At 40.1% G+C, this 15,580-nt stretch carries 14 protein-coding genes; 6 read left to right on the top strand and 8 right to left on the bottom strand.

Annotation, left to right across the window (positions count from 1 at the left end; all coding sequences use genetic code 11):
• Nucleotides 1–20: 20 nt before the first annotated feature.
• The 4 genes from BGP78_RS16755 to BGP78_RS22695 all read right to left on the bottom strand — a co-directional run bounded on the left by BGP78_RS16755 (nt 21) and on the right by BGP78_RS22695 (nt 4,915).
• Nucleotides 21–968, bottom strand: a complete 948-nt coding sequence (locus BGP78_RS16755) for a heme-binding protein (RefSeq protein WP_119862450.1) — start codon at nt 966–968, stop codon at nt 21–23.
• 230 nt (nt 969–1,198) lie between these two features.
• A complete protein-coding gene (locus tag BGP78_RS16750) occupies nt 1,199–2,689 on the bottom strand; it encodes a dipeptidase (RefSeq protein ID WP_119862449.1) in 1,491 nt (496 codons plus the stop codon).
• Between the two features lie 60 nt (nt 2,690–2,749).
• Nucleotides 2,750–4,606 carry a DUF885 family protein gene (locus BGP78_RS16745; RefSeq protein ID WP_119862448.1) on the bottom strand — a complete coding sequence of 619 codons (1,857 nt, stop codon included), beginning with the start codon at nt 4,604–4,606 and terminating at the stop codon, nt 2,750–2,752.
• A gap of 147 nt (nt 4,607–4,753) precedes the next feature.
• Entirely contained in the window at nt 4,754–4,915 is a 162-nt protein-coding gene (locus BGP78_RS22695) for a hypothetical protein (RefSeq protein ID WP_182912314.1), read from the bottom strand.
• Between BGP78_RS22695 and BGP78_RS16740 the strand changes: the two genes are divergently transcribed.
• Both BGP78_RS16740 and BGP78_RS16735 read left to right on the top strand, forming a co-directional pair.
• Nucleotides 4,881–5,240: a DMT family transporter gene (locus BGP78_RS16740; RefSeq protein WP_259386357.1), complete on the top strand. Its 360-nt coding sequence runs from the start codon at nt 4,881–4,883 to the stop codon at nt 5,238–5,240. The two genes, BGP78_RS22695 and BGP78_RS16740, sit on opposite strands and share 35 nt — an antisense overlap.
• 200 nt (nt 5,241–5,440) lie before the next feature.
• The gene (locus BGP78_RS16735) at nt 5,441–5,728 is read left to right on the top strand and encodes a hypothetical protein (RefSeq protein WP_119862447.1); all 288 of its coding nucleotides are present in this window, start codon (nt 5,441–5,443) and stop codon (nt 5,726–5,728) included.
• Between the two features lie 110 nt (nt 5,729–5,838).
• Here BGP78_RS16735 and BGP78_RS16730 read toward each other — a convergent pair whose 3' ends face one another.
• The 3 genes from BGP78_RS16730 to BGP78_RS16720 all read right to left on the bottom strand — a co-directional run bounded on the left by BGP78_RS16730 (nt 5,839) and on the right by BGP78_RS16720 (nt 10,087).
• The gene (locus tag BGP78_RS16730; protein ID WP_182912306.1) at nt 5,839–7,470 is read right to left on the bottom strand and encodes a methyl-accepting chemotaxis protein; all 1,632 of its coding nucleotides are present in this window, start codon (nt 7,468–7,470) and stop codon (nt 5,839–5,841) included.
• 372 nt (nt 7,471–7,842) lie between these two features.
• The gene (locus BGP78_RS16725; protein ID WP_119862541.1) at nt 7,843–8,268 is read right to left on the bottom strand and encodes a hypothetical protein; all 426 of its coding nucleotides are present in this window, start codon (nt 8,266–8,268) and stop codon (nt 7,843–7,845) included.
• Between the two features lie 13 nt (nt 8,269–8,281).
• Nucleotides 8,282–10,087, bottom strand: coding sequence for a S8 family serine peptidase (locus BGP78_RS16720; RefSeq protein WP_119862445.1), 1,806 nt, complete (start codon nt 10,085–10,087; stop codon nt 8,282–8,284).
• Between the two features lie 266 nt (nt 10,088–10,353).
• Here BGP78_RS16720 and BGP78_RS16715 point away from each other — a divergent pair, with 266 nt between their 5' ends.
• The 3 genes from BGP78_RS16715 (at nt 10,354) to BGP78_RS16705 (ending at nt 12,583) form a co-directional block, all read left to right on the top strand.
• Complete coding sequence (locus tag BGP78_RS16715; RefSeq protein ID WP_119862444.1) at nt 10,354–10,521, top strand: DUF2986 domain-containing protein; 168 nt, start codon at nt 10,354–10,356, stop codon at nt 10,519–10,521.
• Between the two features lie 251 nt (nt 10,522–10,772).
• Nucleotides 10,773–11,834, top strand: coding sequence for a hypothetical protein (locus BGP78_RS16710; RefSeq protein WP_119862443.1), 1,062 nt, complete (start codon nt 10,773–10,775; stop codon nt 11,832–11,834).
• Nucleotides 11,835–11,899: 65 nt separating this feature from the next.
• Complete coding sequence (locus BGP78_RS16705; RefSeq protein ID WP_119862442.1) at nt 11,900–12,583, top strand: hypothetical protein; 684 nt, start codon at nt 11,900–11,902, stop codon at nt 12,581–12,583.
• A gap of 725 nt (nt 12,584–13,308) precedes the next feature.
• On the opposite strand, the gene BGP78_RS16700 is transcribed toward BGP78_RS16705, so the two are convergent.
• On the bottom strand, nt 13,309–14,283 hold the full coding sequence (locus tag BGP78_RS16700; protein ID WP_119862441.1) for a transposase: 975 nt from the start codon (nt 14,281–14,283) through the stop codon (nt 13,309–13,311).
• 909 nt (nt 14,284–15,192) lie between these two features.
• Between BGP78_RS16700 and BGP78_RS16695 the strand changes: the two genes are divergently transcribed.
• Nucleotides 15,193–15,580 (top strand): ISAs1 family transposase (locus BGP78_RS16695; RefSeq protein ID WP_119862440.1); only part of this gene is annotated, 388 nt, incomplete at its 3' end.

Here is a 15,580-nt window from a genome sequence, read left to right as displayed (position 1 = left end):
AGAACCTCAATCTTAATAGGTTAACTTGTAGGCTGTTTTTCAAGCGTATTAATACTAACATGAGGCCATTGAATTAAGCCTTGCTCCCCCTTGCGTTCAAAGAAATCCAGCATCACAATTTGCGAGTATTGTAATAACATCTTAGGCTCTCCATTGGGGTGTTTTTCTGTTAATTCATATATCCACAACGTCGCTTCAACTTGCTCCGCATTGGCTTGGCGAACCACAAAAGGGATATTATTCACTCCCCCAGAAGCTAATGTTGAGTCCACTTTTAGTTGCGTTACATTGGCGATTTTACCTTGCTGAAAAAAAGGTAAAATTGCTTTATTCAGTAATTCATTGGGCTGCGTTGGGTCAAATACATTTTCAAATAAGTTATTGTGAAAATGCAGGTAAGGTTTTAAATAAGGGTTAGCTTCTAAGTTTTGATCCACACCAATAGGTAAACCACTTACTTTCGGTATTTCAAACCCAGTTTGGCTCTGTGCGCTTTTCCCCAAAGCCATTAATGAATCCCCATGAGGAATACTTGAAAGGCGGGCAATATTTAGGTCATCTTTGGTGTGATTTTTCATGTATAACCACAATCCAGGTTCATGATGAATAGCAAGCCCTGCGCCGCCAGCAAGCCCTGAATCAGGAAAGTCAGCAGCAGAAATTTGCTCTATCTGCTGCACATAATCGATTGTTTCTACTTCTTGGTCGCCATTCATGCCCCTATTTGGCACGTTTTTATCAACTAATTGAAAGGTAAGCGTTTCATTATATTGATTATTTAGAAGTCGATAATCAAGTTCACCAGTCGGAAAAGGAAGGGCTATCATATTCCACCCATGCCCACTAAATTGTCCGGTATTTTTCCATACGCCGGGAAGGTGAGTAAAAGGCCCTAACGCTTCTTCTGATCCCGTTGCTTTTTTGAGTACTCTTTGAGACGGTTGTTGTTCACTTGCTGAATTTGACATACTTAGCTCCTGCTGCTTAAAAATACATAGCCAATAGTGTATTAAACCCCTATGCATTTTATGGTTTTAGCAAGTAAAGTGTCATTTTGGTATTACAGTGAATTACAGTGTGAATGACTTTGAGTCATAAAATAGCAAAGCCCGCATGTATTGATACGGGCTTCACAGTATAAAGCTTCGCCATTGTTGATATAAACGCATCAAAACGTAGCGACTACTTAAGCGGCCGCTTACATATTACCCAGTTCAATCATCATCGCGGTGTACATACGCAAATTCAGTTCGATCTGTTCAATCGTTAAATATTCATGCTCAGAATGACCGGTGTATTTTTTGCCGGGCATAGATGGACCAAAGCTGACCGCGTTATCAAATAACTTAGCATTGGTGCCGCCACCAATAGAGACAAACCCCGCCTCTTCATCACGCGTATAGTGCTTGAATATATCGAGTAACTTTTGTGCATGCGGTGCGTTATCTAGTAGCATAGGTTCACCCAATGACACTTCTATATTTGCAAGCGTTACACCATGTTGCTTTTGCCACTGAGTTAGCGCCGTATTAATTTGCTCTGATAATTCAACAGCCTCTTTGCCAACGGGTCGACGTAAATTAATCGCCAGTTCAATGGCTGTACCTTTACGTTCTATCACAGTTGGTGACACTGTCATCGGCCCCATAAAGTCATGCTTATAAGCAATCTCACCAAACTGCTTACCATGTAAGTCCAAGCCAATTAACTGGTTAATAAAAGTAATTGCTTGCCCATCACTGTTCTTTTCAAGCTTAAACTCGCTAAACAACGCAGCCAAATGCGTAATGGCATTAACCCCAGAAGCAGGCTCTGAAGAGTGAGCAGAGACGCCCTTGCTGAGTACCTTCACTCCACCATCCACAGGTATAAACTCGAACTTAGCCGTACTTAGCTCAGCCGCTTTTGCTTTTATTTGTGCCATTATTTCGTTGCTGGCATTGTGTACAATCACACTGGCATCTTCGGGAATTTGGCTTTTAAATGCCCCACCTTTGAGCTGTGATACATACATATCGGTTTGCGCAGAAGATGCATCAAAGGTCGGTGCAACTAAACTCCAACCTTTTTCTGCAACCACCACAGGGTAACTGGCATCAATCGTAATGGCATACTTTGGCTGTTCATAAGTTTTCATAAACGCTTTAAGAGGTGCCCAATCAGACTCTTCAGCTAAATAGATCATTAACTCTATGCGGTTTTCGAGTACAAGACCTTGGTCTTTTATTGCCTTCATCGCATACAACGCCGTCGCAATTGGGCCTTTGTCATCTTCAGTCCCCCGCGCAATCAGCTTGCCAGGTTCAGATGTCATATCCAAGATATACGGGCTCTTTTGCCACTTTTTAGGATCTGCAGGTTGCACATCGCCATGTGTCACAACGGTTACTTTTTCACCTTGCTGACCGAGCCCAATTAATACCGTGTAGCCCAAATCTTGGTAGTCTAACCCCAGCTCTGCGGCTTTCATTTTTAATAATTGTTTAAAGCCAATAAAATGCGGATTATCAGGCGTGTTAATGCCAGACTCATTAACGGTTGGAAACGACACCATATTCGACAAGGTATGGATCTGAGCCTGTTGATAGGTGTCTACTGCGTAATCGGCAACCCTTTTACTGGTGTCTTGTAACGTTGCCTGCACACTGCACGCAATCAGCGATATCGCACATAAAGAAAGTATTTTCACTTGGTTCCCTTCAATAAAAATGGGGGCTAAGCCCCCGTTAACAATGACCGTATTGATTATCTATTTTTGCGTCTTTATCCACTGCTGCACGTCAGCTTCGACAATGGCCAATGGCCGTGCACCTTTTAGTAAGATGACGTCATGAAACGCTTTTATATCAAACTGCTCACCTAACGCATTTTGTGCCATATTGCGTAGTTCAACCAATTTTAGCATCCCGAGCTTATAGCCAAGTGCTTGGCCTGGCCATGCGATATAACGGTCAATCGCAGAGGTTACATCACTCATCGCAGAGCCCGTCGCTTGCGCAAAGTATTCGATTGCCTGCTGACGCGTCCATTTCTTATAATGAAGGCCGGTATCTACCACCAAACGCGCAGCGCGGTATGCTTCAGCTTGTAATCGCCCTAAATCACCAAACGGGTCGTTTTCATACATTCCCATCTCATACGCAACTAACTCAGAGTAAAGCGCCCACCCTTCTATATATGCATTAAACGAGGCATTTTGACGCATTAAGCCAATATCGGTTTGTAACATATTTAAGGCAATTTGGAAATGATGACCAGGCACTGCTTCATGGTAAGTCAGCGTTTTTAAACCAAAACTTGGCACCGCTTTCATATCTTTTAGGTTTATAGCAAATACCCCAGGGCGGCTCCCATCTAATGAGGGACCATAGTAATAGCCACCGGGTGCTCCCGCTTCAACTTCTTTTGGAATCCGTTTTACTTCTACTTCTTGTGGTGGCAGGGTAGAGAACAAATTCGGGGCCTTTTCGTTAATTGTTGCAATCTCCCCCCGTAAAAAAGTCAGTAACTTTTCTCGGCCTTCATCCGAGTCCGCGAATAAAAAGCGTGGTTCATCATTTAACTTTTGCATTCGCTCACTCACAGAGCCTTCGCGATAACCATTCTCTTTTAAAATCTCATCCATACGCTGAGTAATACGTGATACCTCTTGAAGACCAATCTCATGTATTTGTTCAGCGGTCATCGTCGAATCGGCCAGATAGGTTATTTCATGCTGGTAAAATTCCTCTCCATTAGGTTGTGCCCAAATACCAACCTCAGTGGGAGCTTTGTTTTCTAATTCTTTCATCGTGTTAATTACACGGCTAAAGGCAGGGTAAATCTCTTGCTCCACAATACGCTGTGCTTTTTTAACCAATACAGCCTTAGCAGGTTCATCAATCCCTTGTGCACCTTCTAACTTCACAGCTAACGACGTAACCAATGGATGCTGACCAGATGTGGGCGCAATAAAGTTATTCAAATAACCAAAGGTATTTGCAAATAGTGGCTTAGGTAAAATAATGCCTTTATCTGCATCCGCCAGCGCTTTCTCTCTTACTTGATCGGTTAACACAGCGAACGCTGAAAGGCGCTTTATATAGTCTGTTGCCTGAGATGCGTTACTGATCCCATGCTGCTCTTTTAAAATATTTGGGGTCTCAACCAAAGGGCCTGCTAATTGATTTATAATGTAAGGTAAATGCCCACCCCAAGTATCAATATAACCCCCACTAAACTTTGCATCCCCTGCATAGTAGCGCGCTATAACTTCATTAACACTCACATGTAATCTATCACTTGGCGATAAATTTTCACTTTGCAGCTGTTTAAGCTGTTCTGCCGCTTTATTCATATCAATTTGTAACGCTTGCATACCGGCAACAGAGTAATTTGGCAACCGATCAGAATAACGCCCATATTGCTCATCTGTCAGTTTAAGTGATGTCGCAAGCCCAGGTTGATGCCCAATGAAGTCACGCGTGTATTGCGTTACAACGGTATCAACAGTTGCACGGCTTATGACTTGTTCAGAACCACTACTGGATAGTGACGAATTGCGTTCACTCGAACAACCAGCGAGAACGGCAATAACAGTCAGTGATAGTAAGCTTTTTTTGATCATAAATAAGGCCCTTAAGATAACGAATGCACTGAGATTTTTATTGTTTTTAGCACCGTCATTATATTGTGTTTTAGTCAATGAGTGGAAGCTGGATTAGCAATACCATTTAGTGTATGCAATATACAAAACTATGCGATTAATGACCAATCATTTAAGTTGTAATGCAATTATTTCGGCTAATTCAGAGATGGCGTCACGCCACAGTATCGTGTCATGAAAATTAGCCAGACTAAAGCGAATACAGTGCTCAAACTGTCGGTCAGTCGCCGGTACCATGGTGCAATACGTCGCTGCGAGTGCCTTATTCATAACTTGGGCATTCTCATTTGAAACGATGCAAGTACAGTGGACAACTGAATTTATTGCCACACTCATTTGGTTAGTATTGGTGCTCTCGGTTGCAGCAATCCTACTACTTTTATATATGGTCAAAGAAGGCGAGTCTGAAAAGGTAGCATCCGTCTTTTATTTAGTCCCCCCAGTCACTGCATTGCAAGCATGGGTCGCTTTTGACGAAACATTTGATATATATGGTATCTGTGGTTTTATCTGTGCCGCACTTGCAGTCTATTTAGTGGTAAAAAAACCACGTCTGCCTTCACAACTGAGCCCAAACTATAAAGCGCAGAGCTGACCAACAACTTCTTAGAGGCAAAATGATGCCCTATAAGCGCACTGAAAACGCTCTTATACGGTATCGGGCAATAAGTCGTTAAAATAAAACCCTGTAATGATTAACTCACATAGCGTACATTAAACGTTATAATTAAACACAATGTATATTTTAGAGTTTATAAACTAAATTCTATATATTTATTTTTATGAGTAAAAGTGATGAATTTAGATAAATCAACAAAACGTATTGCCAAAAAAGTTAAAAATGGATTTCAAGGATATCCACAAATTTCACTCGCATATTATGGGCAATCAACTGCACTTGCTAACAAAGTCGTCGTGGAATTTATCAGTGAAGCGGGCGCACTACCACAAACTCAAACGTTTTCAAGTGATATGGATGCAAAAAAAGATGAAACGATTCAAACTACATTACTAAAAATCATAGAACGTGCTAATGCAAAAACCGTATTAGAAGCTGAAGGGATAAGTATTGATAATGCTTAATTAAGCTCTAATTAAAAGCACTGGCGCCGAGAATAAAAAGACAATGTGCTCAGTGGAGATTCACTAAACACATTGTTTTATATGAATATAATAATTATTTAGGCACAAATTTAACGCAATTCAAACTGCTCTACACTGCCTTTTAAGTCATGCGCCAATTGGCTTATTTCATTACAGGCGATTGAAGTTTGCCCTGCTCCTTCCGTCATTTCGGCACCTGCCATGTTAATATTTTCAACATTCTTATTAAGCTCTTCAGAAACAACCCTTTGTTGATTACAGGCAGTCGCTATTTGACCACTCATTCCCGCTATACGATCTATTTCTTGTTCAATGTCGCCAATTAATTCGCTTGCTTTATTGGTGTGGGTCACACAGTTTGAAATGCCATCTTGACACAAGCGCGTCGCACTGCCAGCCTCTTTCGATTTAGACTGTAATTCATTCACTATTTCAATAATTTGTGTTGTAGATTCTTGAGTACGCTTAGCCAATGAACGTACCTCATCGGCCACAACGGCAAAGCCTCGGCCCTGCTCACCCGCACGAGCTGCTTCAATCGCGGCATTTAACGCCAATAAGTTGGTTTGTTCAGCAATTTCTCGAATAACATCTACCACCATATTGATATTTTGCGAATCTTTTTCAAGTTCATTAACTAATTTATCTGCCATTTCCACAGCATCCGCCACTGTCATAATATGCGTAATGTTATCTGCCAGAGCCATGCTGCCTTGACGGGCTTGTGTATTAGCTAAATTGGCGGACTCAGCTCCCGCTTCAGTATTGTTAGCCACCTCTGCAACTGCAGCCTGCATTTGTGTCATAGCTGATGCTACTGAGGTTAATTCTGATTGCTGCGCAGTCATGCCACTGGCATTATGCTTTGATACCATGCTCACTTCTTCCACCGCCGTGGTCAATTGAATTGCAGAGTCATTAATACCATTAACTAAGCTATTTAGCTGATCACGCATTTGCGTTAAAGCACACAACAACCGTTCAAATTCATTGTTACCAAATTGACGTGTTTGGCCGTCACTTCGTAAATCACCTTTTGCTATTGTTTGAGCCAAATCAACAGCTTGCGCTAAAGGCCGGCGAATAACATTATTTAATGTAATACAACATATCACCACCAAAAGTAGTGTAATAATTGAACATACAATTATGGTCATTGTGGTATGAGATAAAGTATTGAGTGCTGAACTTTCTGCTAACTCTACATTTTCTTTGGTTAATTCTGCCAAGTCATTTAACTCAGAAATCGCCAAACTATAAGTCGCGAAACTCTCCAGTATGAGCGTGGTCGCTTGATCAAATTTTTGGTGATTTAATAAGCTATTGTACGATTGAGTTTCATTTTGGTGACTGCGCCACGCACGCTTAAATGCTAAAAATACCTGTTGTTCAGCATGTGAGGTGTGTAATTGTTCGTACCTATTAATTTTACCTGCGATCTGTCGCTTCAACTCATGGAGGTTTTTAATCCAAAGTTTAAAGTCAGGATGATTTACATTCGTGACAATCAGAAATTCATCTTTTCTTGCGGTCGTTAAATCCAGCTGAAGTTCTTTTACCAACTCAAGTGACGGAATACTCGTTTTTACAATAGATTCAACATCGAGGCTCAAGCTTCTTACACCAGAAAACGTTAATGCACATAGTACAGCAACCACAATAAATACAAGTGTAAAACTGGTTACTACCTGCTTTGCAATAGACATATCCCTAATATTCATAAATAACGCACAACTCCAAATTACTAATTCAAATTTTTTAGGAGCGGGATCATATATAAAAAAAGAATAAAGAAAAGAAAAATATTATAAAAGATTAAGAAGTCAAAAAATTAACAAAACATAAAAACGCAAAAATTACATATTCATGTTTATTTTACGATTAGTTTTTGCATATTTACTCACCAACACAGCATTAAAATTATTGTATATAAAAAACTAATTAACATACTGGTAAGCATATTGGGGGCAATTGAAGAAATAACGAGAAAATGAAAGGAAAGCTATAAATAGAAATAGTATTGTCGTATTAAAAAGTAACTAAAATATTAAAAGGCTTAAGATATATATCTTAAGCCTTTAATTATCAATGAATTAATTAACCTTAGTACCTAAGTCAATTAAGCCAAGGTCAGCTGAAATAACCGTACCTTGTTGACGCAGTGTATTTACCACTTCAGTCAAGTTCGTCTGTGAAGACGTCACAACATAGAATGATTTATACGCTTGTTTAAGCGTCAGACCATGTGCTGCAGCCACTTTATCTGCATCTGCAAATGTCGCTAGCTCAATGATCACTTCACCCGTTGCTTTGTAAGCACTTAAGCCATTTTCACCTACGATGATCTGACCTTTCTCAACACTTTGACCGTCATTGACAGTGCCAAATTGGCCACCTTCTGCTAGTAGAACACTAACATCTTGCACAGAATGCTGAGCCAATTCTTCATTTGACACGGCAGTGTTTGCTAATGCCACTGAAGATGCTGTCATTGCAGCAATTACTAATAGTTGTTTCATATGCATCTACCTCTTAGTGACCATAAATTCTTAAAGACCAATCTTTCAATACGCCATCTACGGTATTGTTAGCAGTATTCGTTCTGAACAAACCAATATTTTGGTTATAGATTAAAGTACTACTTGTACCTTTATCTGTATCAATTACTTTAATTGTCCAGTTACCTTGAGATTGTTCACCATAGAAGTGGTGACTAAGCATAACAGTATCGGTAAAACCACCATCTGTACCATTTAAGAAACCAGTTCGTGCGCTTAATACCACACTACGAGTACCTGATGGTGAAGTGAGCTCTACTGCAATATCACGTAAACGCTCATGGTCAACGTTCAATTTCAACTGAACCGCTTCAATCGTTAAGTTTTCTTCAACCACAGTTGTGCTTTGTGCACCCGCTAGGCTTGCATCTGGGATGGCAACATTCGCTTCTTGTAACTGCCACTGAGTTGTTTGCAGCTCAGGTAATGAAACGCCTGTAAACAATGCTTTATATACAGCATCATCAATGTTAAATGCACCTAAGCCATAAAAGTTATGGAAGTTATACCCTGCTGCATTTGTTTGCCATGCAGGGATTGCATCGTAGTTAACTTGTTCGCCAGTTGCTGATTCAAAGTTAATTGATACACCAGCATGTGTTGGGTCAGTTTTACGTGCCGTTGAGGCTAGAATATGACGCACAGTACGAGCATCAAGCGCAGGGTTTGCAGACATCACAGTTGCAATTGCGCCCGATGCATTTGGTGCAGCTGATGATGTACCATTCATTGTGCCACGATAGTCACAATTAGGGTCTAGTTCAGCACCACCATGTAACGCATTTTTGTGTGCACCAGTAATATTACTACCTTTATCACAGCCCGTTAAGTCAACAGTAACCATTGCAGGTCTATCTTGTCCATACTCACCACCTGGCGCTGATAAGAACACGTTTGCACCAACTGAAGAATATGAAGACAACTTACCATCAGCATTAAGCGCTGAAACGACAAGATTCCAATTTGTTGTATTGTCTAAGGTAATATTCGCATCATGGAATGGCAGTCCTTGGTTATTAAAGAACTGATCATTCTCATAAGGTAAAACTAAAAAGCGTGTACCTTGAATATATCCATTGTAATTTCTAAATGAATTACCCGCAGATTTAACATATACCGCACCGCGGCCCCAATGGCTATCGAGTGTAATGTCTTGCATTACTTGCTCTTCTAGCGCAAAGCGCGGGTTGTTTGCTAAAGTACCGTTAATCGGTGCTGATGGCGTACTACCATAACTTTGGTTAAATACGCGAGGGTCTGTAAAGCGGTCAAGGGCACGGAAATCTTCATTCAAACCATGAGATACCATCCATGAGGCTACTGATTGCTCATCTAAATAATTAAAGCCAACTAGATTTGCGTAAGGCGCAACACCACGTCCACCAAGGCCATTACCTTCTTCAGCCGCAATCAAACCAGCAACCGCAGTACCATGACCATGGTTATCTGTAGGGAAATCACTGCCGTCAACTAGGTTTTTAGAACCCGGTACAACGTTGTTGACTAGATCAGGATGAGAAATCTCAACGCCCGTATCAATTACTGATACTGTGATACCACGGCCTTTAATGCCCATACGGTCTGAAAAATCTAAATTAAGATCTTCACCTACTTGGCCTGCCGATAAAGAAAAGCCAGTTTGACCGGTGTTTTGTAAATGCCACTGTTGAAATGTCAGTGGATCTTTTTTTGTTAGTTCTTGTGTTGGTGCTGTATTTGCATTAGCTGCACATGTTGCAGAAAGCACAGCAGCTGCAAGTATATTTTTTTTATAAATCATCATTTCCCCTAGAATTATGCCCCGAAAGGGGAACTAAACATAACACCGTGATCACAATTCAGCAACAGCCAAAAGACACCGCTGTCATATAGATTTTTGCAATTATTCGAATTTACAGCAACTTAAAGTAAAAAATAAATTACAAAAAAAACACAAAACACACATAAAAGCGTAAAAAAGGAACGTGATAAAAAATTATCTCGTCATAATTTCCATTATTCACTCATTCACAATACAATGCGCAATCTAAACATGAGGAGTCATTAATGAACCGTAAAAAGAAGATTTACGAAAAGCTTAAAAAGAAAGATAAACGTGCAAATGCAAAATTACATAAAAGTAATAAACCACGTTACGTGTCTAAAGCAGACAGAGCTGAGCAAGTCGACAACACCACTACACAAGATAACCTTTCGACTGAGCTGGCTGAGTGATCACAGCCGCAGCTCCCCCCCTTCTGTAATGTGCCGTAATTACATTTCCTTACTATTGTCGCTACACTCATCAAGCTCACTATTAACTTTTTAATTAACGTACAAACTAGCCGTTGTAGCTAACCCATCGTCAAAGACAGGCTGTAGTGTAATTCCTAACGATTTATTCTTAATCTATATTGAAGGTTTTAACTACGCTGTGTGGCGATACATCATTGTCTAGCAATAGACCTCTATACAAAGGAAAGATTATGGCAACCACTACGAACACTGTACCTCTAAAGCCCGCTGTTAAAAATCCCAATAATATCGAAGCAAAGAAGTATTACGTTTTTAATGAAACAGGGAACATCATGATGTCTAGTACTGTTGATGCCAATACCCCCTTGTCTGAATCGGTGCAAAAAGTGTTTGCAGAAGTCTCTGTATTCTTTGCTGGTATGTCTCGTGCAATTACAACAACTAAAAACCCAACAACCAAAAAGCCATACTCTCTGTATAATTACGAAGCACTCCAAAATATCATCAGTGGCTCTGGGTTATTTGTTCACGTCACAGAGGAAGATGTAAAATATGACACAAAAAGCTTTGGTGCCGATTTTAGTAAAGAACTTTTAGAATCACTACTCGGTTTAGCAACTGGAGCTGGGGAAATGAGTTTTGCATCTGCGATGGTCTCTTCGATAGGTAAAGAAGGCTTGAACCTTTCAGGTTCCTCAAGCCACTCAAACAGTAAAGTGGGTAACATCGTTTTTGTTTGTGAGTACCTACTTGGCATGCCAATCGTTAGTGCCATTGTGGTATATGCTGATTGTGAGCAAAACAAGCAACAGCTTAAGCTAGGGCCATGTTTTAGTGAGTCATCTATCTCGACTACATGGACCTTACATAAAGATACGTACATGTTTGTTACTCCCTCCTTTATCAAATCATATGCTGGAGATTTAGACTCAATAAATTCTGACCCTGATTACCTAGAGCTCATTAATTGGTTGAGCGGCTTACTAACCCAAACCCCAACCATTAACGATATTATCGATGCAAAAACATTTGCAGCCATTGAGTCTGGTAGTGCGTTATCGACCGGAACGACCTATCAAATTCAAGGTCAGTTCTTACCTGCTGAAAAAGGCACCTTAAGATTCGCCGAAATTGATGGTAATGGTGTCATTACCTCTGCAAATTGGGGAGTAGACTCTATTAACTTCACAGTTTCAGGTACACAAGCAACGCCATCAACCATAGAAGTACTTGATAAATCAGGCAGTGTAGTAGCACAAAGCGCTGAGATATATACAATTGCCACATCATAAATACATAATAACGGGCAGGCTTGGTATAAATATTACCGAGCCAACTCAGTAAGGAGCACACAACTTTGGACTGGTTCAGATCATTTCATCATAATGGCAGTGCTCCTGCGCAAAACCCTGACCCAGGCCAAAATCATCGCCACATCTACTTTAATGCAACCGGTCATATCTTATTTTCAACCCATCATGATCCCACACAGCCATTGCCAACGCCTGTAGTGCAAACCTTTTCTCAAGTGATCAGCCTATTTTCTGCGATGATGAAGACACTATCTACCACAAAACACCCCGTAACTAACACGCCATACAGTCTGTTTAATTACCATGCATTATCTACATTGATCGATAAAACGGGGTACTTTGTAAAGACATCAGATTTAGCATTAACCATTGATGCTAAAAACCTACATCACACAAACCATCAAAAGCTTTTTCATCAATTATTAGGGCAGTACATTCCACATCAAGAGCTTTCTTTCGCACCAGCTATGTTCAATAGTCTTACCAATGAAAATTTAAGAATGGTCGAGGCTGGTAACAGAGCTGATTTTAAATCTGCCTATATGGTGTTTATCTGTGAATGTATCGCGGGTGTGCCACTTATCTCTATACAGCTATTCTCCTTAGACAGTACACAACCCATTTTCAACCCCAAAACTCAGTCAAATTGGCTTAAAAGGCTTTTCAAAAAAAACCATGTATATATTAATAAAGAGAGTTATTTATACCTAATGAACAAAGCCATTTAACACCTTAGTAATCTCTGGTAATGACAGCTAAGCCAAACACATGTCAGAGCAACATTTTATTGCACAACTATTGATTTAAAAATTAAAATGTAAGCCGGTAGATACTATAAAAACGGTTCGAGGCGACTAAAAGTCACCCCGATAGTCTGGCCTTACTTAAAAAACGCTGATCATCTATATCATTGTAATTTTTAATCTGTCATACAACATGAACAGTGACACCCATTAAAAAAAATTGAAGCCAATAGGTAGGCCACGTTCAACCTGAAAGATCGTTTAGTTAGTAAAATCGAATAAACTACATGTGCGATAAACTCAAAGATAGGAGAAACTAAACTCATATGCAGCAATAAGGCCAGCTAAGCCGCCACGCTATGATGTATTGGGTATCTAGAGATTATCTTGGTGGTATAAACATTAGGCCAGTAACTTTTCACACTGCGTGTAATTAGCGCGCCGTTTCATTTCTAGGCTCGCGCAATAATTATCAAGCTTTTTAGGCCGACCCACAGGGGGATGAACAGTGACACCCATTCAAAAAACTGTAGCCAATAGGTAGGCCACGTTCAACCTGAAAGATCGTTTAGTTAGTAAAATCGAATAAACTACATGCGCTATAAGCTCAAAGATAGGAAAAACTGAACTAATACGCATCCAAAAGGCACCGCCAATTCACCAAGCTATGGTGTATTGGTTATATAGAAATTATCTTGATGGTATAGCAGTCAAGCCAGTAATTTTTCACACTGCTTATAATTAGCCCGCCGTTTAATTTCTAGGCTCGCGCAATAGTTATCTAGCTTCTTAGGGCGACCTACAGCACCATGGAAGACTTTGGTAAATTGGGTGGTGAGTTTTTGCCAGTTCTCTGGGCTGATGTTGAGTCTGTCTAGAATTGGTGAGTTGATTAGGCTTATAGCGCCTCGCTTATCTGCCCGCATACATCGGCCTGTCAACTCTACAAGTTCTAAGTAGGACTTTAATTCAAACGGTAAACCTTTCGGCATGTGCTTTCGGGGGCTACCTGCAAAACGTGCCAAGTGTTTAGGCTGTTTGCCCTCTTTGGCATACTCACAGCGAGTTTTTACACTGGTGTAGTCTGAGGTTTCGGGTGTGTCAGCCATTTTGGCTCTGATTGGGTTTAAATCAACATACGCCATACAGGCTGCCAGTGCCGCTTCATCGAGTAAGGCTTGTGATTTAAAACGGCCTTCCCAAAACCTGCCTGTACAGTTATCTTCTTTATTCGCTTTACGGGCAATGCTTTCATTTAGTACCCGCATAAACCAACTGATACTTGCTAAACGTTCTCTAAATTGTTCAATGTCTTTATTTAAAAAATATCGTTGGGCTGAGTCTAGACGCTCATCCTGAAGGTACTTATGAGACAGTATGGTGCCTTTAAATAGCTTATGCCATCTGATAATAATCGCTTTATCACTCAGTCTTTTAGCTTTTATATCATCTACATAAAGCACAATATGCGTATGGTTACTCATCACCGCATACGCACACACATCAATACAAAATACTTTGGCAAGTTCCAGCAGTTTGTCTTCTATCCAGCCTCTTCTGTGTTCATACGATTGCCCTGTTACCTTATCCTCACCACACAAATACGCACGGCGAACACACCGTGAAATACAATGGTAGTATTTGGTATCAGTTAAACTCACTTGTCTTTTTCGTGCCGTGGCCATAAGAGAAAGCGCCTATCTTTTAAGCTGAATTTAAAAGATAGGCAATGAAGGAAAAACCGTCAATTTTGAATGGGTGTTAGTTAAAATTCGGCAATGAAGGAAAAACCGTCAATTTTGAATGGGTGTCAGTTAAAATTCAGGCACTATTAAGCCTGACAGTCGCAAAAGCCACCATAGCAGTCATTCGAAGGTTACAGGTTTATTTTCTCAGCAAGACGTTAATTATTGCGTCCATTGCAAACGTTGTCAGACCGTTGAGTGCCATCAACCGTTATTCGGCCAGTTGTCTTTATTTTTAACTTAAAGAAGAAAGCAGACGTTGCACTTTGCGACCATAACGATAACAAAGATACGAAAGAAGACCTTAGACATGGCTTATCTAGTAACATTCGAACCGATGAAAATCAGCCCTGTTTTAGATAATAGAATTGTTCTAAATTTCATCAGGAACCTATAGAGTCAGAAATTCTCATTTGATTAAAAGTACCAAAGCGGACATTAGATTAATATGATTTTAGGTATTAAATTCTGTGGCGCTATGGGGCACAAAGTGAGATAGGTTATATGCATTAAGCAAACCTCACCATCTAAAATGAAACGCTAAGATGATAATTTTCACAAACGCATGTAAATTCAGTCTGGAAGTTAATTAAAAAATGATAAATATATTAGAGTACTTAGCGTCATTTTTTGAGTGTACTTAAAACTTACAATATCTATTCAATGTACTAGCTTATAATTACTATGTTCCCAATGATTTGTCTAACCATAACAGTCGGTACAGTTAGATAAGTTTAAGGTGTAAAACACAGGGTGAGATCATGAGTGTATTTTAAGCAATTAACACAACCTGTCTTGCTTTAATGGGTCAAACATGATCGTATACTCTATTTTTGAGTAACGCCCATTATGAGCCTGAACGTTTTGACAAAACACTTTGAATTAATAGAAGACCCACGCCAAAAAATTAAAGTAATTTACCCTTTACACGACGTCTTGTTTCTTACCGTAGCAGCTATCATTGCTGGTTGTGAAGGCTGGGAAGACATTGAAGATTTTGGCCATTGCAAGCTCGAATGGCTGCGTCAGTATGCCCCTTTTAAACACGGTATTCCAGTTCATGACACCATTGCACGTCTTGTCAGTCGTGTTAACCCTGACGCACTTCATAAGTGTTTTGTACAATGGATGAAAGAAACCGAAACACTTACTGACAACCAAGTGATTGCCATTGATGGAAAAACCCTGAGGCGTTCTTATGACCCATCTGACAGAAAGTCGACTATTCATATGGTCA

The sequence above is a fragment of the Pseudoalteromonas sp. MSK9-3 genome (genome assembly GCF_003590335.1).
In the GTDB taxonomy this organism is placed as follows: Bacteria; Pseudomonadota; Gammaproteobacteria; order Enterobacterales; family Alteromonadaceae; genus Pseudoalteromonas.
This window is presented reverse-complemented; position numbering and strand designations above follow the sequence as displayed.

Excerpts from the sequence above, each read along its gene's own strand:
- BGP78_RS16740 (WP_259386357.1), top strand. The coding sequence starts at position 4,881 with ATGGTGCAATACGTCGCTGCGAGTGCCTTATTCATAACTTGGGCATTC.
- BGP78_RS16730 (WP_182912306.1), bottom strand. The coding sequence starts at position 7,470 with ATGAATATTAGGGATATGTCTATTGCAAAGCAGGTAGTAACCAGTTTT.
- BGP78_RS16725 (WP_119862541.1), bottom strand. The coding sequence starts at position 8,268 with ATGAAACAACTATTAGTAATTGCTGCAATGACAGCATCTTCAGTGGCA.
- BGP78_RS16720 (WP_119862445.1), bottom strand. The coding sequence starts at position 10,087 with ATGATTTATAAAAAAAATATACTTGCAGCTGCTGTGCTTTCTGCAACA.
- BGP78_RS22695 (WP_182912314.1), bottom strand. The coding sequence starts at position 4,915 with ATGAATAAGGCACTCGCAGCGACGTATTGCACCATGGTACCGGCGACT.
- BGP78_RS16755 (WP_119862450.1), bottom strand. The coding sequence starts at position 968 with ATGTCAAATTCAGCAAGTGAACAACAACCGTCTCAAAGAGTACTCAAA.
- BGP78_RS16735 (WP_119862447.1), top strand. The coding sequence starts at position 5,441 with ATGAATTTAGATAAATCAACAAAACGTATTGCCAAAAAAGTTAAAAAT.
- BGP78_RS16745 (WP_119862448.1), bottom strand. The coding sequence starts at position 4,606 with ATGATCAAAAAAAGCTTACTATCACTGACTGTTATTGCCGTTCTCGCT.
- BGP78_RS16700 (WP_119862441.1), bottom strand. The coding sequence starts at position 14,283 with ATGGCCACGGCACGAAAAAGACAAGTGAGTTTAACTGATACCAAATAC.
- BGP78_RS16715 (WP_119862444.1), top strand. The coding sequence starts at position 10,354 with ATGAACCGTAAAAAGAAGATTTACGAAAAGCTTAAAAAGAAAGATAAA.
- BGP78_RS16710 (WP_119862443.1), top strand. The coding sequence starts at position 10,773 with ATGGCAACCACTACGAACACTGTACCTCTAAAGCCCGCTGTTAAAAAT.